Annotated in this window: 13 protein-coding genes; 1 reads left to right on the forward strand and 12 read right to left on the reverse strand. The window is 40.2% G+C overall.

From position 1 onward, the window contains the following. Nucleotides 1-174 precede the first annotated feature (174 nt). The 11 genes from ACLL8Z_RS08670 to rpsA form a co-directional block, all read right to left on the reverse strand. Nucleotides 175-1011, reverse strand: coding sequence for an energy transducer TonB (locus ACLL8Z_RS08670; RefSeq protein WP_411274378.1), 837 nt, complete (start codon nucleotides 1009-1011; stop codon nucleotides 175-177). Between the two features lie 202 nt (nucleotides 1012-1213). Beyond that, nucleotides 1214-2473: a bifunctional folylpolyglutamate synthase/dihydrofolate synthase gene (locus ACLL8Z_RS08675; RefSeq protein WP_411274421.1), complete on the reverse strand. Its 1260-nt coding sequence runs from the start codon at nucleotides 2471-2473 to the stop codon at nucleotides 1214-1216. 115 nt (nucleotides 2474-2588) lie between these two features. Beyond that, on the reverse strand, nucleotides 2589-3410 hold the full coding sequence (locus tag ACLL8Z_RS08680) for an energy transducer TonB (protein ID WP_411274379.1): 822 nt from the start codon (nucleotides 3408-3410) through the stop codon (nucleotides 2589-2591). After that, nucleotides 3410-3808, reverse strand: coding sequence for an ExbD/TolR family protein (locus tag ACLL8Z_RS08685; protein WP_411274380.1), 399 nt, complete (start codon nucleotides 3806-3808; stop codon nucleotides 3410-3412). Before ACLL8Z_RS08685 ends, ACLL8Z_RS08680 begins: the two co-directional genes overlap by 1 nt. Then, nucleotides 3805-4512 carry a MotA/TolQ/ExbB proton channel family protein gene (locus ACLL8Z_RS08690; RefSeq protein WP_411274381.1) on the reverse strand — a complete coding sequence of 236 codons (708 nt, stop codon included), beginning with the start codon at nucleotides 4510-4512 and terminating at the stop codon, nucleotides 3805-3807. The genes ACLL8Z_RS08685 and ACLL8Z_RS08690 overlap by 4 nt, the downstream gene beginning before the upstream one ends. Nucleotides 4513-4515: 3 nt before the next feature. After that, on the reverse strand, nucleotides 4516-5589 hold the full coding sequence (locus ACLL8Z_RS08695) for a hypothetical protein (protein WP_411274382.1): 1074 nt from the start codon (nucleotides 5587-5589) through the stop codon (nucleotides 4516-4518). Between the two features lie 47 nt (nucleotides 5590-5636). Then, nucleotides 5637-7295 carry a TonB-dependent receptor gene (locus tag ACLL8Z_RS08700; protein WP_411274383.1) on the reverse strand — a complete coding sequence of 553 codons (1659 nt, stop codon included), beginning with the start codon at nucleotides 7293-7295 and terminating at the stop codon, nucleotides 5637-5639. 11 nt (nucleotides 7296-7306) lie between these two features. Next, nucleotides 7307-10330 (reverse strand): tetratricopeptide repeat protein, encoded by a 3024-nt coding sequence (locus tag ACLL8Z_RS08705; RefSeq protein WP_411274384.1) that lies wholly within the window; start codon nucleotides 10328-10330, stop codon nucleotides 7307-7309. A 125-nt stretch (nucleotides 10331-10455) separates the two neighbouring features. Further along, complete coding sequence (locus ACLL8Z_RS08710) at nucleotides 10456-11394, reverse strand: aspartate carbamoyltransferase catalytic subunit (protein ID WP_411274385.1); 939 nt, start codon at nucleotides 11392-11394, stop codon at nucleotides 10456-10458. After that, nucleotides 11394-11933 carry a bifunctional pyr operon transcriptional regulator/uracil phosphoribosyltransferase PyrR gene (pyrR, locus tag ACLL8Z_RS08715; protein WP_411274386.1) on the reverse strand — a complete coding sequence of 180 codons (540 nt, stop codon included), beginning with the start codon at nucleotides 11931-11933 and terminating at the stop codon, nucleotides 11394-11396. Before pyrR ends, ACLL8Z_RS08710 begins: the two co-directional genes overlap by 1 nt. Before the next feature lie 410 nt (nucleotides 11934-12343). Further along, nucleotides 12344-14356, reverse strand: coding sequence for a 30S ribosomal protein S1 (gene rpsA / locus ACLL8Z_RS08720; protein ID WP_411274387.1), 2013 nt, complete (start codon nucleotides 14354-14356; stop codon nucleotides 12344-12346). Between the two features lie 167 nt (nucleotides 14357-14523). Here rpsA and ACLL8Z_RS08725 point away from each other — a divergent pair, with 167 nt between their 5' ends. Next, complete coding sequence (locus ACLL8Z_RS08725; protein ID WP_411274388.1) at nucleotides 14524-14748, forward strand: hypothetical protein; 225 nt, start codon at nucleotides 14524-14526, stop codon at nucleotides 14746-14748. On the opposite strand, the gene cmk is transcribed toward ACLL8Z_RS08725, so the two are convergent. Next, entirely contained in the window at nucleotides 14745-15431 is a 687-nt protein-coding gene (gene cmk / locus ACLL8Z_RS08730) for a (d)CMP kinase (protein ID WP_411274389.1), read from the reverse strand. The two genes, ACLL8Z_RS08725 and cmk, sit on opposite strands and share 4 nt — an antisense overlap. Between the last annotated feature and the right edge of the window lie 38 nt (nucleotides 15432-15469).

A 15469-nucleotide genomic window follows, 5' to 3' on the forward strand; every position in this document is an offset into this window, starting at 1 on the left:
GGTCTGAGGTCTGAGGTCTGAGGTCTGAGGTCTGAGGTCTGAGGTCTGAGGTCTGAGGTCTGAGGTCTGAGGTCTGAGGTCTGAGGTCTGAGGAAACTTGTCAAGTTACGAAGTTAGGAGAATTATGGGAGGCCTGAATTACATGTAGTAATTCAGGCCCTTTTTATTGATGGTTTAGTTAGAGAGCGAAAAGTTGATGGGCAGGGTATAAGCTACTCTAACTTTTTGATCATTCTGGATGCCGGGTTTCCACTGAGGAGATTTTGTAAGAACCCGGATTGCTTCTTCATCACACCCGCTTCCAATTCCCCGGATAACCTTAATATGCGACAATTCGCCATTTCGCTCAATAACGAAACTCAAAATCACTTTTCCCTGGATGCCAGATTCGACTGCCATTCCCGGGTATTTTAAGTTTCTGCGAAGAAATTTTATAAATGCTTCCTGACCGCCAGGGAATTCCGGGTAGGATTCAATTGCATCAATAGAAAATATGGTAGTTTCTGATGGAATTTCCGTTACGCCATTTCCTCCCGCCGCTCCAGCCGGAATTTCTACCTGATTTCTACCTGTGGCATCCGCTCCTGCTGCAGTTACCGTGCTGATCACTGATTGTGCAATTTGGGTCTGATTTGGAGGCTCAATAGTTGTTTGGTCAGCCGGGGCTACTACCATATTGGTATATTGTATACTTTGTAGAGGCACTTGCGGTGCCGGGGGCTGAACAGGTGGTGGGGCTACTGGTCTTTTTTCCTCAATCCTGGTCAAATTCACTTCTACCGGGTCAGGAAGCTGGGGAATTTCGATTACAGGCATAGTTCGCCGCATCTGCCCATAAACCCAAGGCAGGATGATCATTGAAGATAGTAGAATGCAGGCATAAACAAATGCCTTCGTTGTTGTCTCGTTGTTGTGTTTCCTTAATTGATAAGCACCATAAGATTTGTTTCGATTTTGGAATACAAGATCCAGCCACTGGGTCGTGTATAAATTTTCAGTAAATTTCATCATCAGTTCAGCTATAAGGTTTATTATATAGTTGATGATGAAAATTAAAATATTCCATAAACTAATGTCGGAGGTCTGGGGTCGGAGGTCAGAGGTAGGAGGTCTGATGAATTCGACATCCGCATTCTTAACTATTCGACAGTTTATCCGACCAGCTCAGACCTCAGACCTCAGACTTCAGACCTCAGACCTCAGACTTCTGACTTCAGATAACCTCCGCAACTACAAAGGTGCTCCCCCCCACAAAAATAAGATCATTTTTAGAAGCATTTTTTTTAGCCATTTCCAATGCTAAGAACACACTTCCGAAACTATTTCCAATTAAACCGAAAACAGAAGCTTCTTCTTTTAATTCCACGGCAGATTTAGCCCTGGGAATGTTGGGGCTGCAAAAGTAGTAGCTTGCTTTTTGGGGAAGCAGCGCAAGAATTTTGCTGATATCTTTGTCTTTAACCATTCCGATAACCATGTGAAGCTTATTATGGGGATAATTATCGAAATTCTTCAATACTTCACGGATGCCATCCTCATTGTGCCCCGTGTCGCAAATGATCAAAGGTCTCTGATTGATAATCTGCCACCTCCCAGCCAGTCCAGTGAGTTCTTTGACCCGTTTGAGGGCTTTTTTTACTTGATCATCGGAGATGGTAAAACCTGCTTTTCGTAATTCTGCTACTGAATTAAGTACTGTTACCAAATTTTTTAATTGGTATGAACCTGTGAGATCCAAATCCAGCACAAGGGTGTTCTCTTCCGAAAATTTCAGTGAAGTGTTTTTCACATGGACACGTAAATATTCATTAGTACCCTGAATGTCAGATTTGGCTATTACCCATTCATCGCAGGCAAAACTCAAATCAGACTGGGTTTCCTCAGCTTTTTGCTGGAAGATCGGGGAAGTTTCCACATGCCGTTCTCCAATAACAACCGGAATTCCAGGTTTGATTATTCCCGCTTTTTCGGAGGCTATTTCAGCTAATGTATTGCCCAGTAGATTCATATGATCATATCCAATATTGGTTATGATGGAAACCAATGGGGATATGATATTCGTAGAATCCAACCTGCCGCCTAATCCAACCTCAATTACAGCAATATCAACATCGTTTTGAGCAAAAAAGTCAAATGCTAGTGCAACGGTAACTTCAAAAAACGAAGGGTCGATTTCCTCAATGTTGCTACGTTGACTATTAACAAATTTTAGTACAAAATCTTCCGGGACCATTACCCCGTTTAGCCGCACACGTTCTCTGAAATCTTTCAAGTGCGGAGATGTATATAATCCTGTTTTATATCCTGCTGTCTGCAATATCGCGGCAAGCATATGAGAGGTTGATCCTTTTCCGTTGGTTCCTGCAATATGAATACTTTTGAACTTGTGGTGAGGGTTATTCAGACGTCTGCACAGCTCAATGGTATTTGTTAAATCGGGTTTTAACGCAGCGGGACCAATCCTGGTAAACATAGGAAGTCGTTCATACAGATAATCAAGGGTTTCCTTGTAGTTTTGGAAGCCAATGACTGGCTGTGAAGAATTAGATTTGCTTGCTGCCATAATGATTTTCCCCACAGGACGAGGACTATTTTACCTTAAAGTTGAACATGACCACCCCGATTTGCGTTTCTGGTGCCGATTCGAGTTTATTAAGTGATGCACCCATGAGAGCAAGCCTGCATTTTTCCCAAATGGCTTTATCGGAAAGTGTGGTCCCTTTAACGCCCGGTGTAGCTTTAACAACTACTCCATTCTTATCCACATAAATCCTTACAGCGACACGTCCGTACTTCTGACCATCATCCTTTGGAACATTAAGGTTCGTAAATCTTCTGCTTTTTAGATCCAATGCTACTCCGCCAAAGCCGGAACCGCCTTCACCGTAGTCTGGAGATAGTGGGTCACCGTCTTTGCTACCTTGGTTCCCCGGAGTATCCCCTGTACCGTCACCAGCACCTTTCCCGTCATTTTTCTTTCCTTTATAAAGGGCATTTTGGTTAACAGTGGGTTTATTTTCCTTTGCGGGCAAGCTAACCGAAGGCGACTTTTCCGGCGTTTTTGCTTTAGTTACGATTTCCGGAGCATCTTCAGCGTCTTGCGTAACTATAGATTTATCCGTTACTTCAGAAACTGGGTCAGACACTTCCTGATTTTCAGTTATTACTTTATCGGGAGGAGTATTATTTGCATCCGGAGCGGTAGAGGGTTCTTCGATACTCATGTAGTCATCGCCCATTCCTATTACAGCGGTACCATAATTAACAATTATTCCACCGGTGCCAATTTCTTCAGGCTCAACTCTACTTGCGATAATAAGGAAACTAATAACCAGCAAAATCCCCATAATCGCTGTTGAAATTGCGAAGGCCATAGGGTAGTTATTCTCTTCCTCTCTTTGGTACTGCATTATTTTTTTGTCTCGGTAGCTAATACAAGCTTTACTCTCAATTTGTTGGCGATATCTGTAAGTTCCACGACATTTTCAATAGCTATAGTACGATCAGCATATAAAATTATTGTGAGTTCTGGAGCCGAACGCTGGTAAACTTCGATACTCTTGTAAAGGTCTGCAAGGGCAACAGGCTGCTTCTCGACAAAATATTCGAGGTCTTTCGTAATTGAAACATTGATAGTTTTTTGGGGAATAGATTGACCCGAACTCGACCGCGGCAAGAATAGTTTTACGACGTTTGGATTGGCGACGGCTGAAGCCAACAGGAAAAACAACATCAGGAAAAACATGATATCGTTCAATGCTGATGTATGCACTTCTACTACACCGCGTTTTCGTTTTTTAATGTTCATTTTCCTGGCTCCTCCAGCAAATCAATAAATTCGATAGCATCAGTTTCCATTTTAAGAATTATCCTATCGACCATAATATTAAGAATATGATAAAGCACATATGCTATAATACCGATGATGAGGCCAGTAGCCGAAGTTATCATTTTAGTATACAAACCACCTGAAATAGTGCCGATTTCGATAATTCCTTTTACAGATACCTCATGAAAAATTGTGATAACTCCGATAATTGTTCCCACAAAACCAAGCATCGGAGCAATACCCGCGATGATGCCTAGTATACTAATGTTCTTTTCAAGTTTGGACACTTCAAGCTTGCCTACATTTTCTATAGCTCCTTCAATGTCTTTGATAGGTCGGCCAATACGGATCAGGCCCTTTTCCAACATTCGACCAAGAGGAGTATTGCTATTTCGGCAAAGCGCTAGTGCTGACTCCAGGCGGGCTGCTTTGATATTTTGTCTTACCTGCATCATCAGGTTCATTTCATCTTTTGAAGCCTTTCTGATAGTCAGATATCGTTCAACAAAGATTACCAATGCAATGAATGCAAGTATTGCAAGGGGGATCATAACCCAACCTCCTTTAAACAACAGGTCTATAAATCTCAGTTCTTCAGCTGTTTGCATGGTTTGCACGGCCGATGATGCAGCAGCAGCTGTATCTGTAATCGGGGAAAGTGTATCGATTTGAAGTAAAAACATCTGTTATTGGGTTTTCTTTGATTTGTATTTTGCAATCCAGGCAGTCTTTTCAACTTCTTTGACGACCCTGTTTAATTCCGTTTGTGCACTTTGGTCATCTGAGAATGATGCAAGAGAGACTTTAAAAAGTCTTCCCGGCATATCATCAGCAATTTTTGCCTGAATCCCTCTCTTCTTCATTACTATAACGTAAGCTTCAGCCTCGCTGCGCTTGCCGAACGTCGCACCAATGATCTCAATTTTGTTGGTGCCTGCAACAGCCACAGGTTGTTTGTCTATTTGCTCCGCTCTGGTAACTGAATCTCCAATGCTACTATCTTGTACGACTGCTGGGGGAACCATACTGAGTGAGTCTGGTTTTACAATTGGAGAGGAGGGGAGCGTGTTTCCGGAATTAGATATCGGAGTATCTGTATGATAGCCCGGAAGCATCCGGTCAACCAGATTTCTAGTTGTAGGATTTAAGATATAAAACAGGGCGGCCGTAACGACAGCAAATAAAAAAGCACCTAGAATTATCATTCCAGTGCTATTGCCTCTTTTTTCTTCAAAAAAAAGTTCTCCCTCTTCTATTTCATCAGTTGATCCTTGTCCGGTAATAAAGTCTTCGATAAAACCGCCTGGCGAAACAATTTCAGGGGCGATTTCATCAGTTGCCTTATGAGTATAGGATTTAAGATCAGAAACCGGTTTCATACCATAGGATTGGCCGGTAATCTCGAAATCAGGCGATGCCTCAAATGTCAGATTCTCATTATTCTTTCGAACGTTTCCAAGCGGATTTAACTTAGCGATGCCGGAACTTTGCAAGATATCGAGAAAACCTGAAGTAAATTTTTTAATGAAATACTCTGCTGAGGAGGGAGATAAATTCTTTTTAGCACTTATATATTTTGACAGAGACTGAGAATCAAATATTTCATCACTGAACGAAATTTTATATGAAGGGGGGAGAAATAAATTGTTAATATGGTCGTAGGATCCCGGCACTTTATGTCTGGTAAATGTCCCAAGACCAGAAACACTTACTTTATCCTGTTTCTGTAATAAATCTGCAATGTAAAACCCAATATCCATCCGGCGGTAAAGTTAATTTTTAATTCTCAAGCAGCAAAAACAAAGCATCAGAATGAATAATTAAGTCCCCCAAATAAAGTTAAACCCAGTCGGGAATAGTAAAGATATTTTTGATAGGATTGGCCTAATAAATTATTAGCTCGGAGAAAGACTCCTAACTTATTGTTGATCCTATACTCAGCACCCGCACTTACGTCCATAAAGCTTTTTATTTTTACAACATTTACAGGATTTGAAAATGTGCCGGGTGTTCTGGCAGAAGTCTCACCCTGGAACAGAAGCTCGCCATCTATGATCACTTTTTCGTTCAGATCGAATCGTGCGTTTGTTGACAAACGCAGATTTGGCTTGAACCATGCCTGTTTTTCATTTTCAAGTTCATAATTGTAGATTTCAGCCTTTCCGGTAAGACTAAGGAGTTCAGAGGCTTTAACGTTGAATTGACCATTTAATCCAAAGATCTTGCTATTATCGTATATGGCATCGAAACGATTGATAACAGCAGGATTATTCACGAATAGCAAAAGAGCATCAACAATTTTGTAAAAGCCCTGCACCTTATAACCGAATTCTGTGCCGGCGTTACCTTTGATGCCTGCGTAGATTTGTATTTTTTCAATAGAGTTATTTATTGAAAGGTCTTTATTGAGGTAAGAATTTTCCAAAGACAGATCTCTTAAAGAGGTTTTAAGCACGTCGCCATTTACGCCACCAAAAAGAATTGCATAGTCCGTCACTATCGGTATTTCGGTGGAAACTGCCGGAAATATATTTGTTCTGTTCCTATCTCCAAACTCCTGCACGATATTAGCTCCAATATTTAGTTGAAAGCCTTTTCCCTGGAGTTTAATATATGGGTTTGCCCTCATGATGTTGTTCCCAATTTTATAGGCTGCGTCTTTAACCCCCGTAAGATCAGCGGAAGCGTTAAGCCCAAGGTTGAGCATGTTTATCATTTTATTGATAGAGCCTCTAATTATAACTGTACTTTCCCGGCCTTCATTAATATTACTAAACTGGTAGGCATTGAGATCTAAATGGTAATCCAAAGGAGAATTTTCAGTGTAATTATTCATCAACTCTGCATGACCAATTATTGTCCCGAATCGTTGCTTATCCATGTTAGCAACAGTAGATGACAAAGGATTATATCCATAGAAAAAAGTGGACCTGCGGTCGTACATTAACTTGCCCGACAAGGAGAATGCCTTCGAAATACTTCTCCCAAAAACCCCTAGTTGTTGGTTAGAAAATTGTTGCCGCTCCTGATCTCCCTGTTGGGAAAGATGCTTAAAAAATGCTCCAGCTTGTAATGCCTGGTCCCGCCCAGTATTAAAATATACCTCTCCTAAAGTGGTTCCTGAACTTCCTGCCGCACCTTTGGCATAATTATTACTAAGTATAACTTCTTGCTCATCTGCCATTTTCTGAGCTTCCAATTCTTTGATATTGGAATTTAGTTCAAGTTTTTTATCAACGATGTTATAGGTTAGGGAAGGTTTATAAGGTCGCTCATTTTTAAGATCTGGACTTCGTCGAATTTTGACGGCGTCAGCAAGAACCGGCTTGTAAGGTCTCACCACTTCTATTTCTTCGGTAAGAGTACCTGTTGGTGGAGTCGGCTGTGGTTTTTCTTGCGCTGATAAAGTTCCCGTTAAGCATAAAGCTGCGGATAGAATTATATATGTTACAAATGGAATTTTCATTTTAATATAATTTATTTAATTGCAGCCAGTTTTTCTTTTGCCGTCTTCAAAATATCATCATCATCACTCTCGTAATTATCTATAATGCTCTGCAGAGTGCTTTTTGCCTGAAAATTATCCTTTAAACCCATATAATTATCTGCTATGAGGATATAGGTTTTAGCAATCCAATAATCGTGTGAAGACATTTTGTTAGTTAGATCAAGAGCTGTTTCAAGTGATATTTTAAAGTCGCCTTTCTTATATTGCAGGTTTGCTACATTGTATTTTGCTTCTGCCCCGGTTACTGTCTGAGTTTTGTCGGCCACAAGGTTAAAGAATTTTAGCGCTTCAGCTGTATCGCCGATTATCAAATTTGCTTTGCCGGAATAAAGGTCAGCCCTGTATTTTTCTTCCGTTGAGGATTTTTCAAAATCTCGTACGAATTGGGCGTATTGCAATGTTTCGTCGGGCATATTGATATTCGCATAGGCTTCCATCAGATTGTTGATTGCATAACCATAATGGGCGCGGTACTCAGAAGTTAATTCCAGCTTTTTCAAATGGACGATAGCTTCATTATATTTCTTCTGAGAAAGGTAGATTTTAGAGATGCTGATAAGAGCACGTTCAGTATAATCGCTCGTCCAGTCGTTTAATATGTACTCATAGTCAGGTATCGACTCATCAGGGCGCTTCAGCCTTACAAGACTCTCGGCTCTGATAAATTTTGCATGTTTATCATGAATTGGCTTGGTCGGAAATTTATCAAAATAGGCATTTACTGATTCAAAAGTTCCCTGATAATCTGCTTTTAAAAATCGATTATTTGCAGCCTGGAATGTGATATTATCTTGCTCAGAGGTACTCAAATTACCAATACTTGTTGTATTTGCGTAGCTAAGGAAGCCTTCAGCATCGGATTTTTCGAGATAAATATTTTTAATTGACTCGAGCGCTAATTTAGCCTCATCAGTAGTTGCGTACTCATTCACTACCCGTTTAAATGTCTCTATAGCAGCTTCATCCTGATCCTGGTTTAACTGAACAAGGCCGATTGTAATTAGTGCTCTCGGCACATAACTGCTACGGGGATATTTAGCGATAAGGACGCTCAGATCATTTTTCGCGATTTCAAAATCATTCTTTATAAAATAGGTATATGCGATTTCGAAACCTGCATCGTCAGCGTAATTCGACCTGGGAAATTGCTGAAGTAATGATTTATGAGTTGCAATCTTCTCATCGTTTTGTCCTTGTAAACCCTGGATCATTCCTCTTTGGAATAAAGCATAATCTTCGCTGGCGGCATTAGACGAGATGATACGGTTGTAATAAACAAGCGCATTTCCATAGTCCTTAAGTACAAAGTAGGAGTCTGCCAACCGTAGCACTGCATCGTTAATAGTGTTGCGGTCTATCTCATTTCCCTGTAGAAAACGTCCGAAATAAGTGGCAGCTTTACGGTAACTCTCATATTCAAATGCGGCATATCCAAGCGCATAATTAGCGTAATTATAAACTTCTGTTTTTCGGGAAGCCGGGAGATCAAGGAACTTCTCGAAGTTTTCGACTGATTCTCCAAATTTTCTAACCTCATACATTGCTTCTGCAAGCCAATATGTTGACAGGGACTCAATGTCGGTATCAGCAACATTGTCATTTGAACGCATGAAAACTGAAATTGCATTTTGGAATGCGCGTTCGTTATAGAATTCCAGGCCACGGTAATAGGTCACTTTCTGATAAACTGCTTTAGCTTCCCTGTTTTTGTTTGGGATGGATTCCAATATGTCGATTGCATCCTTGTAATTTCTAGTTGACAACAAAATTTCACCAAGGAGCGTCTTAGCAGCATCAAGCTTCACCGACCGCGGATAAGTATTAATAAACTGCTGTGTCGCGTCGAGTGCAACCTGATGAAAATCCAGTTCGTAAGATAATTTTGCATAGTTGAATAATCCTTCTTCCTGCAATTCTTTGTCAAGAGTTAATTTTGATGCCTTGAAAAAAGCATTACGGGCTCCCTGTTTATTGTTTGTCTTAAGAAATGATTCACCAAGGGCGGTCATTCCGTTTTGGAAATACTCGTCTGATGATGAAAGTTTTTCCAGTTCGGTAATGGCCTTATTATAGTTCTTCAGCTTAAACCACGTATACCCTATCTGATAGTTATCCTGGTTGTTTTGAGTTTTGCCAAGGTCCTTCTGCTGGAAGCTCTGGTAATACAAACCTGCGTTAGCATAATCTGATTTTGCGAAGTAGGAGGCTCCAATAATTCTGAACATTTCAGTTTCATACAATTGCTTGGTAGACTTAATTATAGGAACTGCAAAACTAATCACATCGTCGTATCTTTTGTCAAGAAAATATAAGGCAGAAATATAATAAGGATAGCTGTTTTCATAAGCTTTAGAACCCTTTAACCGTTCAAACTCTGTGAGAGCGACTCTGTAGTTTTTTGACAAATAATTAATGTAAGCGTAATAATAGATAGACTGATCATTGTATACGTTTTCCTCATTTTTGAGTTGGGCAAATAACTCCCCGGCAGTTTTATAATCTTTCAATTCAAAATAAGAGTATGCAAGCTTAAATCTATATTCCGCAGATTCTTTGCCGGATAAACTATTTCTATCGAGCTTAGTAAGCCACTCAACAACTTTAGTATAATTTTTTTGTGCGAAGTAAGATCGACCAACCTGATAGAATGCAAGTTTTGTTTTGCTATTCACCGGGTGCTTAGCTATGAACTTTAAAAACTGTCCTTCTGCATCATCATTTCCGAGCTCAAGTGCGCACAGGGCAAGATAGTATTGGGCATTTTCCTTTAGGAGGCTGATTTCTGGAGTTACCTCAGCTGCAACAGAGGTTTTAGGCATAGATTGTTCAATCTGGCTAAACTGACCAGCAGCCGCTGCATACTTTCCTTTTTCTAAAAGTTCAATACCGCTTTTATAAGTTTGGTTCAATTCAAACCAAGCAGTATTTTGAGCCAGAACGGGAGAACTTGCAAAAACGAGAAGGAGTGCTTTAAATATATATTTTCTGAGCATAAGTAACCAAAATAGTTATTTTCAAAATTAAGCTAATGCTAATTAGGCAATTCACATTAGTAATTAACAACTGTTGAAAACAGATAAACGGGAATAATCTGATGATGGTATTTTGCCCGATTGATTTAATTCCGCTGGCTAGCCAGAAGGTAAAGAACGGCCATGCGAATCGCCACCCCATTCTCGACCTGATCGAGTATAATTGATTGTTTGCTGTCTGCTACATCACTTGTTATCTCCACACCGCGATTAATAGGGCCAGGATGCATCACAATTATTTCTTTATTTAGAGAATTTAGGATTTGCTTGTTTAAGCCGTACATCATAGAATATTCCCTCAAAGAAGGAAAGTATTTTATGTCTTGTCTTTCAAGTTGAATTCGGAGCATATTGGCCACATCACACCAGTTTAAGGCTTTGATAAGATCGTGCTCGACTTTAACGCCAAGTGTTTGTATAAATTTGGGAATCAGGGTACTGGGTCCGCATACCATTACCTCGGCTCCCAGTTTTTTGAGGCAAAGGATATTAGAAAGGGCAACTCTTGAATGAAGTACATCGCCGATGATGGCAACTTTCTTTCCGCTCAGATCTCCCAATTTTTCCCGGATAGAAAATGCATCAAGCAAAGCCTGAGTTGGGTGTTCGTGAGCTCCATCGCCGGCGTTTATAATTTGGGCTTTAACATGTTTGCTCAGAAACACGCCTGCGCCAGCGTAAGGGTGTCTCATAACAACCATATCTACTTTCATAGAAAGTATGTTATTTACCGTATCAATTAAGGTCTCACCCTTGCTTACTGATGAAGATGAAGCAGCAAAGTTAACGGTGTCGGCCGACAGCCTTTTTTGCGCGAGTTCGAAAGAAAGGCGGGTGCGGGTCGAATTTTCAAAAAATATATTTGCAATAGTAACGTCACGCAAGGAAGGAACCTTTTTTATAGGTCGATTAAGTACGTCTTTGAAAGTATCAGCAGTTTCAAAAATTAATTCAATATCCCTTGTCGTAAGATCCTTAATGCCAAGTAGGTGTTTTGCGCTTAATGTTTGACTTTTTTCTGCCATTATTTTTCTGAAAGTAAAATTACCTTGTCTTCCTGATCAGTTTCCTTCCAGCTAACTACAACCTTTTGGGAATCAATTGTGTCCACTTTGATCCCTATATAATCAGCTTCTATAGGCAATTGTCTGGAGTATCGCCGGTCTACAAGCGTTAGTAGTTCAACTTTTGCGGGGCGGCCAAAGGCCTGCAGCGCATCCATAGCAGCACGGATGGTTCTTCCGGTCCATAACACATCATCAACAAGGATTACCTTTTTGCCCTCAATAAAAAAGTTGATCTCCGTCGGACTTGGAACTAAGCCATCTTTACGACGAAAGTCATCCCTGAAAAAGGTAATATCAAGATTCCCGTTTTTAATTTTAGTCTTCGGCAGCTTTATTTCAAGCTCATCAATAATTCTTTTCGCAAGGAAAATGCCCCTCGGTTGTATGCCAATGATAACTGAATTCGTAAAAAGGTCGTGATTTTCTATTAACTGATGGCAAAGGCGCTGAATGGTGATCTGGAATTTCTGACCGTCAAGCAAGGTTAGGTTTTGCATCAATGCTTTAATTTGATCAAAAATAGGGAAATAAGTTGACAGTTGAAAGTTGGGAGTTGACAGGGACAAGGCAAAAAATAAAATTGAAAGGTCAAGTAATACCCTGCGATTGGCCGAAGAATAGTCCAAAAAAATGTGCGCGTTTCGTCATGGTAAAGGGCCTTTTATTCCAGACAAAGCAGTGAAACGAGACGTAATAGGGGACGGGACTACGCGTTTATCTTCTGGGCGATTGTTCGGACTTTCTTCGGACGTTCTACGGAGGGGATAGGGTATATTGCCTGTAACTTGCGAATAAAGTCCGCGTAAGTTTTCAGAAGCATATGAATAAAAATATAAGATGGTAGTTTGATGGGTAACAAAAAGCCCCCCGGTTTCGCGGAGGGCTTGATAATAGTATAAAGCTAAATTTATTCTGCCGATTTTTCAGCTTTTTCAGAAGCTTCAGGTTTTGCTGCTTCAACAGCATCATCTTCAGTTTTCTTTGCTTTTTTGGCTTTGCTTTCTGCACCTTCCATCTTCTCTTTCAACTGTGCCAATACACCAAGATCGCCTAAGGTTGATTTCTCAACAGATTCCTTCACTTTTTTAACAGCGCTGGTTGTAGCTTTAGCTTCTTTCTTCTTAGCATTGAACTCTTCTTTACGTTCTTCAGCTTTTGCCTCTTCCCAGATGCGGGCGTGAGAAACCACAATACGTTTAGAATCTTTATTGAATTCAATTATTCTGAAATCAGCTGTCTCCTCAGCTTTAACTGAAGAACCATCTTCTTTAACCATGTGTTTTGTCGGAGCGAATCCTTCAACACCGTACGGCAATGCGATGATAGCACCTTTGTCAGTTACTTTCAATACAGTTCCTTCGTGGATTGAATCCAGAGTAAATACTGTCTCGAAAGTTTCCCAAGGATTTTCTTCAAGCTGTTTGTGACCTAAGCTTAGTTTACGGTTAGCTTCATCAAGTTCTAAAACAACCACGTCTAATTCTTCACCAGCTTTAGTGAATTCGTTCGGGTGATTAACTTTTTTCGACCATGAAAGATCAGAAATATGGATTAAACCATCAATTCCCTCTTCGATTTCAACAAACACGCCGAAGTTAGTCATGTTTTTAACTATCGCTTTGTGCTTGCTTCCGATAGGATAGCGTTCGCCGATATTCTTCCATGGATCAGGAGTAAGTTGTTTGATACCTAAGCTCATTTTGCGCTCAGTACGATCAAGTGTCAAGACCTGAGCTTCAACCTCATCGCCAACTTTCAGGAATTCCTGAGGATTACGAAGATTTTGAGACCATGACATTTCTGATACGTGTATCAAGCCTTCAACTCCTGGAGTAATCTCAAGGAATGCGCCATAATCTGCAACAGTAACAATTCTTCCTTTTACTTTAGAGCTTATTTCTAATTTGGTATCTAAAGCTTCCCAAGGATGTGGAGTTAATTGTTTTAATCCTAATGCGATACGTTTCTTCTCGTCGTCGAAATCAAGAACAACAACATTGATCTTCTGATCAAGATTTAATATCTCACGGGGATGCTCTATACGGCCCCATGATATATCAGTTATGTGTAATAAACCGTCTACGCCGCCAAGGTCTATAAACACACCGAAATCAGTGATGTTTTTAACAGTACCTTCAAGGACCTGTCCTTTTTCAAGCTTAGCAACGATCTCGGTTTTCTGATTTTCTAAATCGTCCTCAATAAGCACCTTGTGTGATACGACAACGTTTTTAAACTCATGGTTGATCTTAACAACCTTGAATTCCATTGTTTTACCTACATAGATGTCATAGTCACGGATAGGCTTGATGTCAATCTGCGATCCTGGAAGGAAGGCTTCAACACCCATAATATCCACAATAAGACCACCTTTTGTACGGCTCTTAACAAAACCAGTGATGATTTTGTCTTGATCTAGTGCCTCATTGATAGTTTCCCATGAACGTTGTGTTTTTGCACGCTTGCGGGATAATACTAACTGTCCATTAGCATCTTCCTGCGATTCTACAAATACGTCAACTGAATCACCAACCTTTAAGTCCGGTGTGTCACGGAATTCAGATAAGGATACAAGTCCATCAGATTTAAATCCGATGTTCAATACCACATCTTTGTTGTTAATCGATACGACAATGCCCGAGATGATCTCGCCTTTCTCGATCGAATTAAATGTTCCTGCATACATCTGTTCAAACTTTTCACGGTCTGCAGCGCTGTAATTTCCAAAACCTTTATCATCCGCATCCCAGTCGAAATCGCCGGTAGGGGTGATCATTGTTTTGGATTTAATCTCTTCGATCGATACTGAATCAGCTTCTGATTCAATAGTTTCTTTTTCTTTAACCGTAGTGGTTTCTTCGCCCTGAAGTTCTGCTTGTTTAGCTGATAGCTCCTTTTCGGCTTCTAGTTTTTTGGCCATTAATTAATTTATCTCCTTTTTCCGATTCAAATCGGACTGCAAAGGTAGAAAAATTCATTTTTATTAAAAAACATTTTCACTCTTTATTTTATTGAGTATAAGATCATTCTAACAATGCATCCAAACATTAACCCATCAGCTTGGTTATATTGTAATAAAAATCAAGCATGAGCAAAGAGCAATATAAACCGGATGATAGGTTGAAAAATGTCGCCGATACTGAAGATGCATCATCAAGTAAAAGTGCAGAAAAGCTTGTAAATATTAAGAAAAACGATACCGCCGAGGATAAGGATAATAAGTTCCTGATCCACGAAAAGCCTTCTGACGAACAAATGCATGAATCGTTTGATGATCTGCGAAAAGATCACATTGATGAGGAAACGGATTAATTAGCCTCTTTAAGAAGTAAAGGCGTCACGTATCCCAGTACAAATGCTAGCTGCTGTTCCTGATCGATAGTTGTGTTATCAAGGATGATTGCATCGTCTGCCCTAACAAGAGGGCTTTCTTCCCTTGTTGTGTCCAGAAAATCCCGATGTGCAATATTTTCGAAAATTTCTTCCATCGTCACTTGCTCACCCTTTAACATAAGCTCCTTAAAACGTCTTTCAGCGCGAATTTTTGGATCAGCGGTCATAAATAGTTTAAGGTCTGCATTAGGGAATACCACCGTGCCTATGTCCCGCCCATCCATAATTATATTTTTCGACCTACCCATTCGTTGTTGCTGCCTGACCATTTCTACCCGAACTTCTCTGATTGCACTTACATCACTTACTAACTGGGAGACTGGCATCTGACGGATTTCTTCTGAAACCTCTTCATCGTTAAGTGTAATATGACTTTGATAATCTCTGGAATGAAAATTTAGATGTATATCGGCGAGAGCGCTTACAATTGCATCATGATCATCCAAAGCGATATCCTTTCTCAAAAAATATAAAGTTACTGCCCGGTACATTGCACCGCTGTCAATATATATAAAATGAAGTTTTTTTGCCAGTGTCCTGGCAATAGTACTTTTTCCACACGAGGAGTAGCCATCTATGGCAATAACGATGTTTTTTTGCATTGGGTACAAATTTAAACTTTGATTTGGATTTGAGTTGC

It is taken from the genome of Daejeonella sp. (assembly GCF_046590655.1).
GTDB lineage: Bacteria > Bacteroidota > Bacteroidia > Sphingobacteriales > Sphingobacteriaceae > Daejeonella.

What these genes read in the sequence shown, in the direction of transcription:
- ACLL8Z_RS08670 (WP_411274378.1), bottom strand. Translation starts at nt 1,011, where the DNA reads ATGATGAAATTTACTGAAAATTTATACACGACCCAGTGGCTGGATCTT.
- ACLL8Z_RS08675 (WP_411274421.1), bottom strand. Translation starts at nt 2,473, where the DNA reads ATGTTTACCAGGATTGGTCCCGCTGCGTTAAAACCCGATTTAACAAAT.
- ACLL8Z_RS08680 (WP_411274379.1), bottom strand. Translation starts at nt 3,410, where the DNA reads ATGCAGTACCAAAGAGAGGAAGAGAATAACTACCCTATGGCCTTCGCA.
- ACLL8Z_RS08685 (WP_411274380.1), bottom strand. Translation starts at nt 3,808, where the DNA reads ATGAACATTAAAAAACGAAAACGCGGTGTAGTAGAAGTGCATACATCA.
- ACLL8Z_RS08690 (WP_411274381.1), bottom strand. Translation starts at nt 4,512, where the DNA reads ATGTTTTTACTTCAAATCGATACACTTTCCCCGATTACAGATACAGCT.
- ACLL8Z_RS08695 (WP_411274382.1), bottom strand. Translation starts at nt 5,589, where the DNA reads ATGGATATTGGGTTTTACATTGCAGATTTATTACAGAAACAGGATAAA.
- ACLL8Z_RS08700 (WP_411274383.1), bottom strand. Translation starts at nt 7,295, where the DNA reads ATGAAAATTCCATTTGTAACATATATAATTCTATCCGCAGCTTTATGC.
- ACLL8Z_RS08705 (WP_411274384.1), bottom strand. Translation starts at nt 10,330, where the DNA reads ATGCTCAGAAAATATATATTTAAAGCACTCCTTCTCGTTTTTGCAAGT.
- ACLL8Z_RS08710 (WP_411274385.1), bottom strand. Translation starts at nt 11,394, where the DNA reads ATGGCAGAAAAAAGTCAAACATTAAGCGCAAAACACCTACTTGGCATT.
- pyrR (WP_411274386.1), bottom strand. Translation starts at nt 11,933, where the DNA reads ATGCAAAACCTAACCTTGCTTGACGGTCAGAAATTCCAGATCACCATT.
- rpsA (WP_411274387.1), bottom strand. Translation starts at nt 14,356, where the DNA reads ATGGCCAAAAAACTAGAAGCCGAAAAGGAGCTATCAGCTAAACAAGCA.
- ACLL8Z_RS08725 (WP_411274388.1), top strand. Translation starts at nt 14,524, where the DNA reads ATGAGCAAAGAGCAATATAAACCGGATGATAGGTTGAAAAATGTCGCC.
- cmk (WP_411274389.1), bottom strand. Translation starts at nt 15,431, where the DNA reads ATGCAAAAAAACATCGTTATTGCCATAGATGGCTACTCCTCGTGTGGA.